The 17,404-nt window shown below is 46.9% G+C and carries 13 protein-coding genes; 12 read left to right on the top strand and 1 reads right to left on the bottom strand.

Going from position 1 to position 17,404, the window contains the following annotated elements; translation table 11 throughout:
• Positions 1-168: 168 nt before the first annotated feature.
• From BUB18_RS12215 to BUB18_RS12185, 7 genes are all read left to right on the top strand, one after another.
• Positions 169-867, top strand: a complete 699-nt coding sequence (locus tag BUB18_RS12215) for a hypothetical protein (protein ID WP_073081110.1) — start codon at positions 169-171, stop codon at positions 865-867.
• Positions 868-933: 66 nt separating this feature from the next.
• Positions 934-1,536, top strand: a complete 603-nt coding sequence (locus tag BUB18_RS12210; protein ID WP_073081108.1) for an RNA polymerase sigma factor — start codon at positions 934-936, stop codon at positions 1,534-1,536.
• A gap of 74 nt (positions 1,537-1,610) precedes the next feature.
• Positions 1,611-2,774 (top strand): FecR family protein, encoded by a 1,164-nt coding sequence (locus BUB18_RS12205; protein ID WP_083549835.1) that lies wholly within the window; start codon positions 1,611-1,613, stop codon positions 2,772-2,774.
• A 119-nt stretch (positions 2,775-2,893) separates the two neighbouring features.
• Positions 2,894-6,472 carry a SusC/RagA family TonB-linked outer membrane protein gene (locus tag BUB18_RS12200; protein ID WP_178372131.1) on the top strand — a complete coding sequence of 1,193 codons (3,579 nt, stop codon included), beginning with the start codon at positions 2,894-2,896 and terminating at the stop codon, positions 6,470-6,472.
• Between the two features lie 10 nt (positions 6,473-6,482).
• Positions 6,483-7,946 (top strand): RagB/SusD family nutrient uptake outer membrane protein, encoded by a 1,464-nt coding sequence (locus BUB18_RS12195; protein ID WP_218588036.1) that lies wholly within the window; start codon positions 6,483-6,485, stop codon positions 7,944-7,946.
• A gap of 27 nt (positions 7,947-7,973) precedes the next feature.
• Positions 7,974-9,134: a TlpA disulfide reductase family protein gene (locus BUB18_RS12190; protein ID WP_073081104.1), complete on the top strand. Its 1,161-nt coding sequence runs from the start codon at positions 7,974-7,976 to the stop codon at positions 9,132-9,134.
• 169 nt (positions 9,135-9,303) lie between these two features.
• Positions 9,304-9,879, top strand: a complete 576-nt coding sequence (locus BUB18_RS12185) for a DUF4256 domain-containing protein (protein WP_073081103.1) — start codon at positions 9,304-9,306, stop codon at positions 9,877-9,879.
• A gap of 1,030 nt (positions 9,880-10,909) precedes the next feature.
• Here the strand turns inward: BUB18_RS12185 and BUB18_RS12180 are convergent.
• Entirely contained in the window at positions 10,910-11,353 is a 444-nt protein-coding gene (locus tag BUB18_RS12180; RefSeq protein WP_178372130.1) for a lipocalin-like domain-containing protein, read from the bottom strand.
• A 164-nt stretch (positions 11,354-11,517) separates the two neighbouring features.
• On the opposite strand from BUB18_RS12180, the gene BUB18_RS12175 reads away from it, so the two are divergent.
• From BUB18_RS12175 to BUB18_RS12155, 5 genes are all read left to right on the top strand, one after another.
• Positions 11,518-12,360 (top strand): hypothetical protein, encoded by an 843-nt coding sequence (locus BUB18_RS12175; protein WP_143159922.1) that lies wholly within the window; start codon positions 11,518-11,520, stop codon positions 12,358-12,360.
• 179 nt (positions 12,361-12,539) lie between these two features.
• Positions 12,540-13,073 (top strand): RNA polymerase sigma factor, encoded by a 534-nt coding sequence (locus BUB18_RS12170; RefSeq protein WP_073081100.1) that lies wholly within the window; start codon positions 12,540-12,542, stop codon positions 13,071-13,073.
• 29 nt (positions 13,074-13,102) lie between these two features.
• A complete protein-coding gene (locus BUB18_RS12165) occupies positions 13,103-13,867 on the top strand; it encodes a hypothetical protein (RefSeq protein WP_073081099.1) in 765 nt (254 codons plus the stop codon).
• A gap of 135 nt (positions 13,868-14,002) precedes the next feature.
• Positions 14,003-15,016, top strand: a complete 1,014-nt coding sequence (locus BUB18_RS12160; RefSeq protein WP_073081098.1) for a metallophosphoesterase family protein — start codon at positions 14,003-14,005, stop codon at positions 15,014-15,016.
• Between the two features lie 113 nt (positions 15,017-15,129).
• Positions 15,130-17,358, top strand: coding sequence for an alpha-L-fucosidase (locus BUB18_RS12155; RefSeq protein ID WP_245805657.1), 2,229 nt, complete (start codon positions 15,130-15,132; stop codon positions 17,356-17,358).
• Positions 17,359-17,404 lie beyond the last annotated feature (46 nt).

The following is a 17,404-nucleotide window of genomic DNA, read 5'->3' as shown; positions in this document are numbered from 1 at the left end:
TTTAGCGGAGATTGTGGTTTGATAGACGCCTGCGAGGCGTCTCTACGCCGCTGTTACAAGTTTTAGCTGATTGGATAGTTGGCATTCACGAAAGTAGGTATTCTATCCGTGTTTTAGCTGCCTGCGTATGGAATGCACGCAAATTGGCATCTTTCTATAAATGTCTTTATGCAGAAAATATTGCTTTTTATTTGTGCTGCGCTCTTGCTGGTATCCTGCAGCCCTTCTACTTATAAGCCTTGCCCATGTGATACTAAGGATGTGTATTTGCGCGCATATCAGGATATTATTGTGGAGCTGGTGGAGCAAAAGTTGAATTGGTATTATCTGGGCGAGTATAGTGACGAGCTGGAGAAAAAGTATTTTGGACATACATTGTATGAAGAGGCGGACTGGGAAGGACTTAAGGAGGATATGATCAAGGCGCAGCATAAACTGTATAACGACAGTGCAAGGTTTGTTGACCTGTACCTGGACACCCTCAAGCCACATTTGAACGCTGAAGTATTTATGAAGGAGGAGTATCCGAAGAATTTGGACACGTTAAAGTATTATTTTCAGGAATTCCCACACACCACGCAGGAAATTATTGATAGCCTGAATACCTCGCAAACAGATTACCAGCCATCTGATTTTAAGTTATGCACCTTTCGTATGCAGCCTTTAGGGGCAACAATTGATACAAGCAAGCCATGGATTGGTAAGTTGCGATTATCAAAGTTGGTTTTAGACAAAGCACAGCGTAAAGGACTGCTTTATTATTCATTTCGTTGTGGTCGCACATGCGGAAGGGATGCATTATTATTAATTACTAATGACGGTACTACCTGGAAAATTGATTATGTCATAATGCAATCAGTGAATTAGGAGGTTGCTACCCCCGTTGGCAATTCTTCCTGATTTGCCATCTTTTTTACTATTTTTACCCCGACTATGTCCGCCGATTCCAACTATAGTGAAATTGAGATCTTGCGCCTAATTGCGGAGGGGGATGAGCAGGCCTTTACGGTCCTGTATAATCGCTATTGGAATAAAGTATATACCTACCTGTTGCGGATGACTAAATCCCATGAAATAGCAGAGGAGCTACTCTACGATATCTTCACCAAACTATGGACAGGCCGTGAATTGATTACGGAAATACAGCATATGGATGCCTTCCTGTCGAAAGTGGCCTACAATAAAGCCATTAGTTTTTTCCGTTATACTGCGAGCCAGCGTAAGATGCAGCAGCTCGTAGCGCAGCAAATGGAGCATGCCCGGGTGGATGATGCCGCCGATAAGCTGCTGGACAACGAAGCCAGGGAACTGCTGCAGGAAGCCATCCGGCAGTTATCACCACAGCGGAAGCTGGTGTTTACCCTTTCCCGTGAGCAGGGCCTCACCCATGAGCAGATTGCCCGTCAGCTGAATCTTTCTACCCAAACGGTAAAGAAAACTATGTCCAACGCCCTGAGCACTATCAGGGAATTTCTGCATAAGCGCGGCATGGAAGGGGCTGTGCTCCTGTATTTTTATATGGAGTCAAAAAAATAGAAAATATTTTTTCTGTCCCAATACCTCCTGGCTTTTTTACATGCGTCTATAATATATAAGCCACTTTTCTAAAGATGACTGACCAGTTGAAACGATTACATGATTTGTTCGGGAAATATGCCAGCGGAGATGCCTCCGCTGCGGAGTTGCAGGAATTCTGGCAGCTGGTGGCTACCCATGGGGAGGAGGACTTTTTATCGGAGCAAATGCAGCAATGGTGGGGTCAGGAGGAAGATCTGCAACTGGGCGTAAGCGGTGAGAAAACCTTGCAACGTATTCTGTCTAAGATGCCGGCGCAGCCCAAGGTTCGCCGTTTGAAGCCGCTGTGGGCCGCTGCAGCCGCCATTATTATTATGGCCTTTGCGTTGTTCTACTTCCTGCATCAGCCGCCAGCGTCAAAGCTGCCGGTTGCTAAAGTGACTAATCCTTCCTTTAAAAATGATGTAATGCCCGGTGTAACCGGGGCTACCCTCACGCTCGCGGATGGCACGGTAGTGCCGCTTGACAGTGCTGGTAGCCAGTTGTCGCTCCTACAGGGAGGTACCCGGGTTGCTGCGGTCAACGGAACTATTTCGTATAACGGAGCACCAACATCTCCCGAAAAAATAATTTATAATACCCTTACCACCCGCAGAGGCCAGCAATACCCGCTGCGACTCTCCGACGGATCACTGGTGATCCTCGATGCCGGCTCTACAATCACCTATCCGGTGGGATTCCCGGCAGACAAGCGGAAAGTACAGGTGCATGGGCAGGCCTGGTTTGAAATTGCGGCAGATGCAGCCCGGCCGTTTATCGTTAAAAATGAGCAAAAAAGTATAGTAGTATTAGGAACATCTTTCAACGTGAAAGCTTATGAAGAAGCTGACCTGGAAGTGACGCTGGTAGCCGGTTCTGTTAGAGTCAGCAACGGCAGCAGTAACAAAGTGCTCTTACCAGGGCAACAAGCTGTTTTATCAGGTAACGACATTAATGTGAATGGCAATGCTGCCATTTCGGAAGCCATCGCATGGAAGGACGGCAATTTCGAATATAAGAGCCGTAGCCTTACCCATGTAATGCAGGATGTAGCAAGATGGTACGATATCGACATTGTGTACGAGGGCGCTAAACCAACCGATACCTTTACCGGTGGCTTTAGTCGCACGATTACATTAACCGAATTACTGACTATTCTCGAAATGAGCCGTATTCATTTCAAACTGGAAGGAAGAAAATTAACGGTGTTATCCAGGTAGTATCCGGAACAGGCCGACGCACCGTATTCGACCAAAATTTTATAAGTCTAAAACCAACCAAAATTATGCAGTCATCTGCTAAGGGAACAACCTGTCCGCAAAAAATGGGCAAAAGGGCTATGCTGTCACGCAAACAATGCAGGCGTGCGATGTTATTGTTGGTAGTGCTAACCTTTTCTACGCAGGCACTATTGGCACAGTCGATCAGTATCAATGCTAAACAGCAGCCGCTTTCGAGCGTACTGCCGGAGCTGAAGCGGCAAAGCGGGTACCAGTTTTTTTACAACGACGCCATGTTGAGAAAGTCATCTCCCGTATCGCTGGATGTAAAAGAAATGCCGTTGCAGGACGTGCTCCGTATCATCTTCAAAAACCAGCCGCTTACCTATGCAATTGTGGCCAAAACCGTGGTGGTGAAAGATACCACGATTGCTTCCATGATTGATGTAATGGGTGTGGTGAAAGATGAAAACGGCATGCCCGTTTCCGGCGTAAGTATCCAGGAAAAAGGGAAGTCGAAAGGCGCCGTATCCGCTGGTGATGGCCGCTTTGCCATCAATGACGTGGCGCCAAACGGAGTTTTAATGTTTTCCGGCCTGAACGTAGAGATAATGGAAATTAAACTCAACGGAAAAGGCGACCTGGCAACCATTACCCTTCGCACAAAAGTGACAGCGCTCAATGAGGTGAATGTGGCCGTTTCCACCGGTTACCAAACCATTTCCAAAGAGCGCAGTGCCGGCTCCTATTCCAAACCCGACATGAAAGTCATTGCAGACCGTTCTACCAGTATGAACATTCTGCAACGATTGGATGGGCAGATTCCCGGCCTGGTTATCAACAACTCACCCAGTGCTACCACCGATGGAAATACTTTTCTCATCCGTGGCCTGAACACCGTCAACTCCGATAAAAACCCGTTGGTAGTAGTGGATGGTATAGCCATCGACGTTAGCCGGATCGGGACCATTAATCCGCAGGATGTGGCAGATATTACCGTACTGAAAGATGCTACAGCAGCGAGCATCTGGGGGGCGAGAGCTTCCAATGGTGTGATCGTTATCACCACCAAAAAAGGAAAGGCGGGTAAACTCAAAGTGAGCTACGACGGATTTGTGAGCTTCCAGGGAAAACCGCAATACGATTACTTCCCAATGATGAACAGCAGCCAGTATATCCAGGCAGCTAAAGAGGCATTTGACCCCGTATATATGCCGTATACCCGCGCTACGACTTATGATCCGCTAAACTCCGTATACGGCCTTGCGCCGGACCGGCAGATATTATATGATATGAGTCGCGGTGCACTCACGCAGGAGCAAGGCAACGCCAGGCTGGATAGCCTGTCCCGCATCAGCAATCTTTCCTCTATTGGAGATTTGTACCGCCCGGCCCTGCTTACCAACCAAACAGTAGCGGTGAGCGGCGGTTCTGAAAAGCATCAGTTCTACAACTCTTTTTCCTATACCGATAATAAGTCCTATACCCCCGGCAGCAGCGATAAAACCTTTAAGCTGAACACCCGCCAGGACTTTACTTTTAATAAATGGCTGAAAGTATTTGTGAGCGCGGATCTTACCAATAACAATACGACGGATAACCGGTCCGTTACCGCTGATAACCGTTATATCCCTTACGAGCTTTTCAGGGATGGCAATGGTAGTCCGATTGATATGCCATTCATGGGGTATCTGAGTGAAAGGCAGCGTCCTGATATTGAAAAGACCGGTAAAATTGATATGAATTATAACCCTATCGGGAATGCCAATACCGGCTATACGAAAAGTAATACGTTTAGCGGCAGGTTTAATACCGGCCTTACCGTAAAGCTGTATAAGGGATTGAGCTTCGAGGGAATGTACGGCTACATCAAGGAATCCGGCAGGCGCCGTTTATACGACGACGTTAGTAATTACCTGCAACGGGTGAATATACTTAATTACGCGGTGGCGGCCAGTAATGGTACGGTGACTTATAACATGCCTACCAAAGGTGGCAAGTATACGGTTTATAATTCTTCCCTGGATAATTGGGTGGTGAGAAATCAACTTCACTATGATCAGAGCTGGAGAGGTGGCAAACATCAGCTGACAGCGCTGGCCGGCGCAGAAGCGCAGCAGCAAAGAACGATCATGAACAGAAGCACCGTATACGGGTATGATGTGGATATGCAAACCTTTCCGGTGCTGGATTACAAAACCCTGACTACCACCGGTGTGATGTATCCGATATTACCGAACCAGATTGATAAAGTAAGCTCCAAATTATCCGCCGGTGATAGTGAGAGTGGAGCCTACTTTGGTGAGTCCGAGTCGGTGCCGCTGTCGCGCTTTACTTCCTATTATGGCAATGTGGCGTATATGTTTAACCGTAAGTATAACCTGAATGCCAGTTGGAGAAACGACCAGAGTAACCTGTTTGGACTAAATAAATCCGCACAGCGTAAGCCGGTGTGGAGTGTGGGTGGCAAATGGAATATGGCCAATGAGGCTTTCATTCAGCAGCTCACATGGATTGATGCGCTGAGCATACGGGCAACCTATGGGCTTACGGGCATGTCGCCCAGGCCCGGCTCTGCATCTTCCTACGATATTTTTAACCCTTCCATCGTGAGATATGTGCCCGGAGGGCAGGCGCTGGCCATTGCCACGCTGAGCAATCCCGACCTTACATGGGAAAGTACCAAAACGTATAATCTGGGAATCGACTTCGGTGTGCTACACGGCCGTTTGAATGGTTCCATTGATTTGTATAAAAAAAATACCGAAAACCTCCTGGGCAACCTGCCTGTGAATCCGCTTGCAGGCGCCAATTATATCTACGGTAACGTGGGATCGCTGAATAACAAAGGGATAGATGTAGCACTTAATTCCATTAACGTGCAAACGGGCAATTTTATCTGGAGCAGTACGCTGAATCTCTCCTATAACAAAAATAAGCTGACTAACCTGGGCCTGCTAACGGCGCCGATTACACGTGGTGATCAGCTGGTGGGCAAAAACTATGTGGCAGGCTATCCTGCGTTTTCTGTGTTTACGTACAAATACGCAGGCCTGGATGGAATGGGTGACCCGCAGATCCAGCTGGCCGATGGAAAAGTAACCAAAGCGCAGAACGTGACCAAGCCGGAAGACATTGTGTTTAAAGGGGTATATCAACCTTTGTGGAGTGGTGGATTCGCGAATATGTTTAACTACAAAGGGTTTACACTGTCGGTCAATACGATTTTCAACATGGGCAACGTGATGTACAGAAGTATGAATACCCTGTATTCCGGCACGGTAAACATATCGGCACTGAATTTCAGGAGCGGTAATATTCATGAGGAATTTGCCAACCGCTGGAAGCAGCCTGGCGATGAGAAAATTACCAATATTCCTGGTTTTATTGCCAATTCCTCTACCAGTAGTACCCGCAGGTTTACGGGTTATTATACTAAGGGAGATGTAAATGTTGTGGATGCTTCATATATCAAGGTACGGGATATTACCCTCTCTTACCAGGTGCCACAGAAAGTGCTGCGTATGATTCGCGCGGAAGGACTCTCTTTCCGGGCGCAGCTTTCCAATGTGATGCTGTGGAAAGGAAATAAGTATGGCCTTGATCCGGAGTTTTCCAACAGTACAGCCACCGGTGCTTCCAGTGCGATGCCATTTAACCAGAAAGCCATCACCATTGGCGCTCACTTAACGCTCTAAAATGATCTGCATGAAAAAGGTTGCAAAAAATATACTAGCACTTTCACTTTCTATTATAGGCCTGGTGCCGATGAGTTGCAAAAAGGATTTTCTGGAGGTAACGCCTAAGGGTAAACTGATTGCGCAGAAGACTGCCGACTATGACCTGATCCTCAATCAGTCGTCTCTGCATCAGTTTCAGACTTTTTCTCCCGGGGTTATGGGAGATGAAGTGACGGGTTCGCCCAATTTTAACACGCTGGGCTTTGGTATTATGTCGTTAGCGGACCAGGAAGCTTTTAAGTGGGCAGATGACATTTACCTGTCGACTAACACCGACTCCGAGATTGCTACGATGGTGAAGCAGATTTACCTCTACAACAAAGTGATCAAAGAAGTGATGAGTTCCACCGGAGGTACCGAAGCACAAAAGAAATCTATTCTTGCTGAAGCATTGGCCGGCAGGGCCTGGGTGAATTTTATCCTGGTAAACCTGTACGGGAAGCCTTACAATGCGGCTACAGCCAAAACTGACCTGGCTTCGCCGCTGTTCATGAATGCAGATGTAACGCAAACGACTTTTACCAGGGCTACGGTACAGCAGTTGTATGATCAGATTATTGCCGATCTGACGGAGGCGATACCATTGTTGCCGGCAAATATCAGCAACAGGGCAAGGGCTGCAAGGCCTTCTGCGCAGGCGATTTTGGGTAAGGCATATGTGTTTATGCAACAGTGGGAGAAAGCAGCACCGTTACTGAATGCATTTATTGCTTCGTTGCCGGCGGCAACTACCAATGTGGGGTTATATGATTATCATAAGGAGTTTGCGACTGGTGGTACTTTCCTGCCTATTGATCCTATGTATGGTCCCAGTCGCCTGATGGTGGATCTGGATAAGGAAGTGGCTTACATGAAATCCGCTACGAGGATGTATGCTTCCGGCCTGGATGGTGTGATATTGAGTCCGGCTACCGCAGCGCTGTTTACTGCCAGCGATGAGCGGTTAAAGTTTTACAGTCCGCAAACCTGGCTGACGTTTGAAACTTATCCTAACGGCATGATGCGTGCTTGGGGGCAGTCGTACGCCAATTTTGGGGTAACCGTGCCTGATGTATACCTGTTGGCGGCCGAGTGTAAAGCACGCCTGGGGCAAACTGCCGAAGCTGCCGAGGATTTGAAGAACTTCAGGTTGACCCGTGTATCCGCTGCGGATGCGCCGGTACCTGCTGCTATTGTTGCCGACAAGGTAGCGTTGGTGAAGTATATCATGGAAGAACGCATCCGGGAGATGGCGGTAACGGGTCACCGTTGGTTTGATATGCGCCGGTTGTCGGTGGACCCGGATTTTGCAGGTACTATTGGCCATACTCATCAGGTAATTGATATTAAAGGTAATATAACCAGTACGTATACACTGAAGCCGGACCGGCTTACGATGCGTTTTCCGATTTATGTGATGGACAACAATCCGGGCATGACCAACAATCCGTAATAAACCAATCATTAAAAACAATCTGCGATGAAGAAGTATTTTTTGTTACTCAGTTGCCTGGTGATGGCGGCTGTGAGCTTTGCCCAGAAAGGGTATACACTGAAAATAAAGCTCAGTAATAATAAAAATTATATGCCATGGCTGGTGTATGTTGAGGGAAATAAGCGAAAGGTAGACAGTACGTATACCCTGGAAAAGGGGTATATGGTGATGAAGGGTTCCGTTAGTGAGGCGGTGATAGCATCATTAAGTCTGAAAGGTAATCCGGCGCTGGAGTTGCGTGTGGATGGGGAAACGCTTCCGGCACCTTACCTGTCATTTGTATTATCCAATGAGGTGATTACTATCAGTGGGGATGCAGATAAAATTTTTGCAGCGAGTGTAAAGGGAGGGAGAGGTAATAAGGAATGGGAGGCTATCCGTCCGGCGCAGCAAAAGATGGAGGAGGCTACGTGGACGGCTATCTGTAAAGCGGCTGGGGAGTATACTCCCGGTACTACACCTGGTTTCAGGAAGATAGCCGGTAAAATCAACTATGCCAATGCGGAAGAGGAGCGTGCGTTGCAGCAGTCGTTTACGGCGCAATATCCCAATTCGATCCTGAGTATGTACTATCTGTACCGCACCCACGTATTTATGCCGGAGGACACGCTGAAGCTGGCTTACAACAAGTTGGGCCCTGATGCGCAGCGAAGTTATTATGGCCGCATTGTAGGAGATAAGATTAAAAGCCTGGAAGCTACAGCCATTGGTAAAACGGCTATAGACTTGCGTAAGAAAGATATGAACGGGCAGGAGGTGAGTCTGGCTACGCTGAAAGGTCGCTATGTGTTATTGGATTTCTGGGGTACCTGGTGTCATCCTTGTCGCGCATCGCATCCTCACCTGAAAGAGTTATACAGTAAATATAAGGCGGATGGTTTGGAGATTGTGGGGATCGCTTCTGAAAATGGCTCCGACCTGGAGAAGAACCGCAAGGGATGGCTGGAGGCTATTGAGCAGGATGGTATTAACTGGGTGAATGTGCTGAATAATGAGGGTATAGCGCAGTTTGATGCGGTGACTGCTTATGGTATTTCAGCGTTTCCGACTAAGATTTTATTGGACAAGGAGGGGCGTATCATTGGACGCTGGATAGGGGATAGTAAGGATGTGGATGTGAAGCTGAAGGAGGTATTTGGAAAGTAGCGTGAAATTTTATTATAGTGAGATTGCCTGCCAGCAAAGCTGGCGGGCAATTTTATTTTAGGGGAGGAGATGTTTTGGAAGCCTATTTTAAAATTATAATTTCGTATAAGCAGGTGGGCGCGGCAATTTGCTGAGTCTGTCTGGTGTTCCACCTATAAAACTGTATGCTATGGCAAAAAGTAAATCCACTGGAAACCACCTATCAGCCTTAGAGCGCGAGGCGTTGTTAAATACGCTTCAAACCCGTTTTGAGAAGAATGCGTTGCGGCATAAAGGAATCACCTGGGATGCGGTGCAGGAGCGGCTGGATGCTGCACCTGGTAAGTGCTGGTCGTTGCAGCAGATGGAGGAAACCGGTGGAGAGCCGGATGTGGTTGGTCGGGATGAGGCAACGGGCGCGATTATTTTTTGTGATTGTTCGGCGGAGACGCCGAAGGAGCGTCGGAACGTGTGTTATGATGCGGAGGCGTTGGCGTCGCGTAAGGAGCATAAGCCGGGTGATAGTGCAGTGGCGATGGCGGAGGCGATGGGGATAAGTTTGTTAACGGAGGATCAGTACAGACATTTGCAGGAGTTGGGGGAATTTGATTTGAAAACTTCCAGCTGGGTGGCGACGCCAAAGGAGATCAGGAAGCTGGGTGGTGCTTTGTTTGGGGATCGTCGGTATAACCATGTTTTTATTTATCATAATGGGGCGTCTTCTTATTATGGAGTGCGGGGTTTTAGGGGAAGGTTGCTGGTGTAGAGTATGCGGCATAGGCTTAAAGGTAGGTAGCTTTGCTGCCTGGTAGGTTATGTTGCCTGTGATCGGTAAAGAAATGAAGCCTCGCTGACAATAGAATTTTTATTCCTTGGCAAGGATTATTAGTGAAGGCATGGTACTGTCACTTCGCCGATTGACTGGACGGTTATTGGTTATCGTTATCTTACTGGCATGTTTCCATTGATGACTATGGTCATCGGTTATTGTAATCACTGCCACCCACGTCGCCGATTGATGGGACGGTTGTTGGTTAACGTTATCTTACTGGCATGTTTCCATTGATGACTATGGTCATCGGTTATTGTAATCACTGCCACCCACGTCGCCGATTGATGGGACGGTTATTGGTTAACGTTATCTTACTGGCATGTTTCCATTGATGACTATGGTCCTCGGTTATTGTAATCACTGCCATCCACGTCGCCGATTGATGGGACGGTTATTGGTTAACGTTATCTTACTGGCATGTTTCCATTGATGACTGTGGTCCTCGGTTATTGTAATCACTGCCACCCACTTCGCCGATTGACTGGACGGTTATTGGTTATCGTAATCGTACTGGCATGTTTCCATTGATGACTATGGTCCTCGCTTATTGTAATCACTGCCACCCACGTCGCCGATTGATGGGACGGTTATTGGTTAACGTTATCTTACTGGCATGTTTCCAATGATGATAATGGTCATCGGTTATTGTAATCACTGCCATCCACGTCCAATGATGAAAAGGTCCTCGGTTATTGTAAATTACTGATACTCCACCATTCCTTCCCAGCTCCTGGCTCCCGCTTCTAACTCCCTGGCTTCCGACTCCTGACTCCTGACTCCTGGCTCCTGACTCCTGACTCCCTGACTCCCTGACTCCCTGACTTCCAACTTCCAACTTCCAACATCCTATTCAATACCTTCACCAGTACCAATCTTTATACGATATAGATTATGCATGTTTACCCACCTTCCTCAGCAACCCCGCTGCGCGCCGCGAGGTGTGCATTGTTGGCAGGTATGATTGCTATTGTTTGGTCATGATAGTGGTCATCCTGTCGCCTTTTACAAGCGTGTTTTCAATGTAAAAGGTGAGTGTTTTACAGTCGTAGGCGGTAATGGTGCCGTGTACAATACCGTCGATTACCAGGTTACCGTTTTTGATTTCCCAGCTGCCTGTATCGTTACCATCGGGATCGCATTGAATACCGAGGTCCTTGTAGTTGTAGGTGCCGTCGCTTTTCAGGGTTAACAGGTCATCTTTTTCACATTCATCCTGGAATGGCAGATAGTCGATTGGGGTTTTGGCAGCACTTTCCCGGTACTGCAGGCCGGTTAATTTATAGTTGCCTGCCAGGCCGGTTACGCTGATTTCACAGCCATTGGATGGTTTACTATCTTCTTTCTTGCAGGAGGAGAAAAGTGTTCCGCATACAAGGGCAGCTACGGCCAGGGTAATGGTGTTTTTCATATTCATCTTTTAAATTGATATACCAGTAGTACCCCTCTCAAATTGGTAATGGTTGGGTAAATCTAAAAAGAAATATTTTTTTGGACTTACCCAACCCTTTGAAAAAAACGGAGGTATTATTGACAGACGGAGTCATTTAGTTCCCGTTTAATATTACTTTCGACGTGAAAAGAGTTTATCATCAGATGAGCAGCAGGTTATTATTAATTGGCCTGGTATTCATGGCGGCCTGTGGGCCCTCCATGAAACTGACCGTGCCAGAGCGTTTCCGGGAGCAAGCTACTATGCAGCATGTCAAAGGTGCGCATCAGAATAAGATGTCGTTTGCCAATTATAGTACCTCCCGTATCAAGAGAGGAATGCAGATTAAGTACCCGGGTTGGGGCAGGCTTTTTTTCCTGGATAATCTGGTCCTCAACCAGTTTGGTATATCTAAGTCAGAAACGGTGGAGAATGAGAAAGCCCGGTTCCGGTTTTCTATCAGTGATGGAAATAACAGCCTGCAGGTATTTGGAGCGGAAAGGGAAGTTGAAAAGCGTCATGAGTATTCCATATTAAATAGCAAGAGTGTACTGAATGGCATCGGCATCGTGCAACAGTATGAGTATGTTTTTTCAGCGCTTATTAGTGGAGATACAACCTCGGAAAGTAGTAAATGGGAAGTGCTGATGACGAACTTGTATGACCGCAAGGCATCCAAAGACATGAATCCATTTGGTCTGATCAAACAGGAAGACAGTGGCCTGGCTACCAATGGGACAGATACCATCTTTATAAAACCACTCAGTATAAAAAAGACGGAACTGTCCAATGGTAAAAGTGGCAAGCTGCCTTTTAAAGTGCTGTCCGGCTACGAATTGAGTACAACCGGTGGCGTTATTGGTATTGTAGACCTGATCGATCATAATATCTGGTACTATAATGAGCTGGATAATGCAGAGAAATTAAGTATCAGCGCTATTTCTACCGCATTACTGGCCAGGCAGGTGAATGATGCGAAATGGTAAGCTGCAGGTAATGAACAAAAATAAATGCATTACCGGTCAGGCAGGTGAATGGTAGGTTGTAGGTAATGAATAAAAACAACTGCATTGCCACGGCATTAATGGACAGGCTGGTGAATAATGGCACAGGTTAAGATGCGTGTAATGTATAAAAACAACCGTATTAAAGGACTTTAGAACATCTGGAACAGGATTTAAGTAATATTATCACCGCATGCCGGGGTGGCGACAGAAAGGCGCAGGAACAGCTGTACAGACAGCTTTACGCGTTTGGTATGGCCATTGCCATGCGTTATGCCACTGATGAACAGGAGGCCGCTGATATATTAGGACAATCTTTCGTGAAAATGTTCCGAAGCCTCCATACTTTCGATAACACAAAAGGTAACTTTCATGGCTGGCTGAAAAAGATTGTGATCAACGAAGCACTGGACCATATCAAACAACGCAGCCGCTTCACTAGCCTCGAACTGGAATCAGCAGAGGAGCCATATGTGCAAAACAGCGTCATCGAAAAAAACGATGCCGCCGCAATTTTACAATTGGTACGACAATTACCACCCGCAACGCATGCCGTGTTCGTTTTATACGCAATTGATGGCTATACGCACCGGGAAATTGCCACCCAGCTGAATATCAGCGAAGGTACCAGCAAGTGGCATCTCAGCGAAGCAAGAAAAATTCTTCAACATAAACTAACGGCAACGAATATATAGTGAATTCAACCACACCATCCGAAAAATTAATGGCAGCAGTGCTGAACCAGATGCCCGTTCCCGACATGGCGGATAGCATCTGGGCGGCTATTAGTGCCCAATTGGATGTGGTGGAAGAACCTGGTGACGGAACAAATGAAAATCCGGAAGTGGAAGGGATAGAAAAGGAGGGGGAAGGTAATGATCCGGAAATTCCAGCAACTCCTGGGGAAACTGATCTAACGAAGGATAGTAATGGATCAGTAACTGCTGACAACACAAAAACCGATCTCCCGGCAGCTCCTGATAAAAACGAATCTGCCTGCAACTCCAAAATAGTCAGGATATTCGGAAAAATCAGTACAGGAGGATGGATAAGCATCGCCAGCGCCGCCGCCGCCGCCGTAGCCAGTACGGTAATGTATAATGTTAATATCCGCCCCGTAACGCCACTGCCAAAGGCACCTGCCGGGCCAGTACATCAAAAGACTGTGATAGCACCGACGCCCGATAGTATGATTATCTCCCCGGATATAATATTTACCCTGCCGCCTATACAAATGCCAGTGCAGTTTGATCCGCCACCACCGCAACCAGATAGTATCAGCATTGCTCCCATGAAGATCGATAGCGCTGAATTGCTACAGGTCCCAGGCGTGCCCGATCAGCCAGCATCCCCGGTTACTGAGCCATCTGTGCCTCCAATGCCTACTACGCCTGCATCAACAACCAAAAAAGTAAAAGGCATAAAAGGTATTACAGAAGATGACTACCGCATTGGCGTGAAAAAAGATTCAACTGCAGCTAACCACTAATTAACTTCGACCACTCATGTAATAATTATTTTCCCTAAATGAAATATTGTTTCCTTTAGGGAAAATAAATTAAATTGCTATGGATATGCTGCCGCAGCATTAAAGTGAACAATAAAATCATTAATTCCCAAAGTTATGATCCTCAATAACAGCACGGGCTTTAGGTCCGGCCGCAGAGCATTTATCAGAAATGCCGCTGCGGCACTGATGACAATGGCAATTCCGGATGCCGTCCTGGCGGCCTACGGTCCAAAACTTAAAACATTGTCCCTCGGCCTTATAACGGACCTTCACCATGATATCATGCATGATGCCCAGGACCGGCTCAATGTCTTCCTGGATGCCATGAAAGCTGCCCGCCCCAATGCGCTGTTGCAACTGGGAGATTTTGCTTATCCTTCGGAAAAGAATAAACCGCTGATCAACAAATTCAATCAGGCCCACCCTATACCGTTACACGTAATAGGCAACCACGACAACGATAACGGCTTTAGCCACCAGCAATGTGTGGAAGTCTGGAAAATGCCTGCCACCTATTACTCAAAAGTTATAAATGGATATAAGCTGATTGTCCTAAATGGAAATGAAAAGGGTTCGCCCACTCATAAAGGTGGCTATCCTGCCTATGTGGGACCGGATCAAACCAACTGGTTGAAAAAGGAACTCGCAGCTTCAAGGCAACCGGTGATCGTTATATGTCACCAGCCACTGGTTGGGTATGGCTCATTAGATAATGCCGCAGAGATTCAACAAATACTTACTTCCGCAAAACATAAGGTAGTGATGACCATTAACGGACATACCCATGTGGACAGGCTGGATTACGTAGGTGATATTCCCTATCTGACTATTAACTCCGCTTCCTACTTCTGGGTGGGTGGACATTTCAAGCATGATAGCTTTACACCGGAAATACATAAGGCACATCCATATATTTGTTACACCTGTCCATATGATCAGTCTTTATTTACACTGCTGAAAATTGATCCGGTTAAGAAAGTAATCACGCTAAGCGGGAACCAGGCCAAATGGGTTGGGAAGTCACCGGAGGAGCTGGGCTTTAATGAACAAAAGCCATTTGAGGCGGGAAAGGATATTGTGCCGTTTATCCGTGACCGTAGCATTCCTATGGGCAACATAAAACTTTGAATCAGTAATAGCAACATTTATTTACCTCCTGTTTTTACAGGAGAATTAATTTTATACAGCTATAAATATCTTGCAGCCTTCAAGGCTGACTCATCACCTAAATCAAACAGAACGTGAACAAATTTTTTTCCCTGGTGTGTTGTATGTTGTATCTATCCGTTCATGCACAGCAAAAAACAGAATTACCCGTTAAAAATACTTATCCTATTGTAGCAGGTGATACCCATGAGGACATCCTCCTGAAAGCTGCTCATGTGGTGCCAACACCTAACCAATACCAGGCAATGAAAAATGAATTCATTGCATTTATACATTTTGGTCCGAATACTTTCACCAGGATGGAATGGGGTAACGGTAAAGAAGATCCGGAAATTTTTGACCTCAAGGAATTGCATACCGATCAATGGTGTGAAGCCATGAAAGCTGCCGGCATCAAAATGGTCATCCTCACTGTTAAGCATCATGATGGTTTTGTACTCTGGCAGAGCCGGTATACACAGCATGGTATTATGTCTACTCCTTATAAGAATGGAAAAGGTGATGTTCTGAAAGACCTGGTAGCTTCCTGTAAAAAATATGGATTGAAAGTAGGGGTATACCTGTCACCGGCTGACCTCTTCCAGATAGAAAACGAGCAGGGGCTGTATGGTAACGGCAGCGCCTATACGAACCGAACCATTCCCCGCCAGGTTCCCGGCCGTCCGTTTGCCAACAAAACCACTTTTAAAGTAGAAGCAGATGACTATAACGAGTACTTCATGAACCAGTTATTCGAATTGCTGACGGAATATGGACCTATTCATGAAGTGTGGTTTGATGGTGCACATCCAAAAACCAAAGGCGGACAAAAGTACCGGTATGCTGATTGGCGCAACCTCATTCATACCCTTGCCCCTAAAGCAGTGATATTTGGAAAAGAGGATATTCGCTGGTGTGGCAACGAATCTGGCCGAACCAGACATACGGAATGGAATGTGATTCCTTATCAACAGGATCCCGCCGGCCTCAATAACTTCGGGGATCTCACACAGGAGTCACTGGGCAGCAGGGAAGACTTGTACAAAGGCCAGTTTCTCCACTATCAGCAGGCAGAAACCAATACCTCTATCCGGGAAGGCTGGTTTTACCGGGACGACAATTTCCAGCAGGTACGAAGTGCGGACGATGTATTTGATATTTATGAGCGCTCTGTTGGCGGTAACTCTACCTTCCTGCTGAACATTCCTCCCAACAGAGAAGGTAAATTCTCCCTGGCAGATGTAAACTGCCTGAAAGAAGTAGGCAAGCGGATAAAGGAAACGTATGCCCATAATTTGTTTAGCCACGCAAAAGGTCCCGGAGAGGTACTGGATAACAGTCCGGATAGTTACATGCTGTTAAAACCAGGTGTAGGGGAGATAGTTATTTCCACTGCATCACCAGTCACGATCAACCGGTTGGTGCTGCAGGAGGCTATTGCCACCCATGGGGAACGTGTTGAAAAACATGCCCTGGATATATGGGTGGATAACCAGTGGAAGGAAATTGCCAACGCAACTAATATCGGCTACAAACGCATTTTGAGATTCCCTGAAGTAACTGCAGATAAATTCCGGGTACGGGTGTTGGAATCCCGTGACATACCCGCTATCAGTAATATCACGGCGCATTACTACCCATCACGCCCACCACAGTTGCAGCTGGAAAGGAGCCTGAACGGAATGGTAAGTATTGATGCTTTCCAGCCGGCATTTAACTGGAAACCGCACGGCGAAAATGCAACTAAAAATATCGGCGGCGCCTACCGTATTTTCTATACTACGGACGGCTCGCTTCCCGGCCCACAATCCCGCGAATACACCGGCGCATTTAAACTGGACGGAGGCGAAGTGAAAGCGATTGCTATTGATAAGAAAGGCAGTGGTCCGGTAAGTAGCCAGCGATTTGGACTGGTTAAGGAAAACTGGAAACTGGAAGCTGCCACGCCATCTGACCCCAGGCATCCTGCTACGATGGCATTTGATGCCAATGCTAAGACTTTCTGGCTCTCCAACGCGGACGGCGCTACACCATTTTTTACCATTGACCTCGGTACGGAGCACATCCTGAAGGGATTCGCTTACACACCGCAGCGCAGCTTCCCTGGTGGTATGATGGCTAAAGGCAAAATAAAAGTAAGTCCCGATGGTAAAAACTGGGAAACTGTCGAAGCGTTTGAATTCGGTAACCTGGTAAATGATCCCGGTACAAGAACGCACTATTTTAAACAGCCCACAGCCGCACGATATATTCGCGTGGAGGCAACAGATATAGCCCCTGCAGGAAAAGCAGTGGCGGTTTCAGAACTGGATTTCTTTGAGTAGCCGGCAACTGTTCTTCCTGAGGTTTTAATACTGTAAAAAGGCTGTA

The organism is Chitinophaga jiangningensis, from assembly GCF_900142605.1.
Taxonomy (GTDB): Bacteria; Bacteroidota; Bacteroidia; order Chitinophagales; family Chitinophagaceae; genus Chitinophaga; species Chitinophaga jiangningensis.
The sequence above is the reverse complement of the archived record's forward strand: the minus strand, read 5'-3'. Positions and strand labels throughout refer to the sequence as shown.

Coding starts and splice junctions, on each gene's coding strand:
- BUB18_RS12195 (WP_218588036.1), top strand. CDS start 6,483: ATGAAAAAGGTTGCAAAAAATATACTAGCACTTTCACTTTCTATTATA.
- BUB18_RS12215 (WP_073081110.1), top strand. CDS start 169: ATGCAGAAAATATTGCTTTTTATTTGTGCTGCGCTCTTGCTGGTATCC.
- BUB18_RS12190 (WP_073081104.1), top strand. CDS start 7,974: ATGAAGAAGTATTTTTTGTTACTCAGTTGCCTGGTGATGGCGGCTGTG.
- BUB18_RS12200 (WP_178372131.1), top strand. CDS start 2,894: ATGCTGTCACGCAAACAATGCAGGCGTGCGATGTTATTGTTGGTAGTG.
- BUB18_RS12210 (WP_073081108.1), top strand. CDS start 934: ATGTCCGCCGATTCCAACTATAGTGAAATTGAGATCTTGCGCCTAATT.
- BUB18_RS12180 (WP_178372130.1), bottom strand. CDS start 11,353: ATGAAAAACACCATTACCCTGGCCGTAGCTGCCCTTGTATGCGGAACA.
- BUB18_RS12185 (WP_073081103.1), top strand. CDS start 9,304: ATGGCAAAAAGTAAATCCACTGGAAACCACCTATCAGCCTTAGAGCGC.
- BUB18_RS12205 (WP_083549835.1), top strand. CDS start 1,611: ATGACTGACCAGTTGAAACGATTACATGATTTGTTCGGGAAATATGCC.
- BUB18_RS12160 (WP_073081098.1), top strand. CDS start 14,003: ATGATCCTCAATAACAGCACGGGCTTTAGGTCCGGCCGCAGAGCATTT.
- BUB18_RS12165 (WP_073081099.1), top strand. CDS start 13,103: ATGGCAGCAGTGCTGAACCAGATGCCCGTTCCCGACATGGCGGATAGC.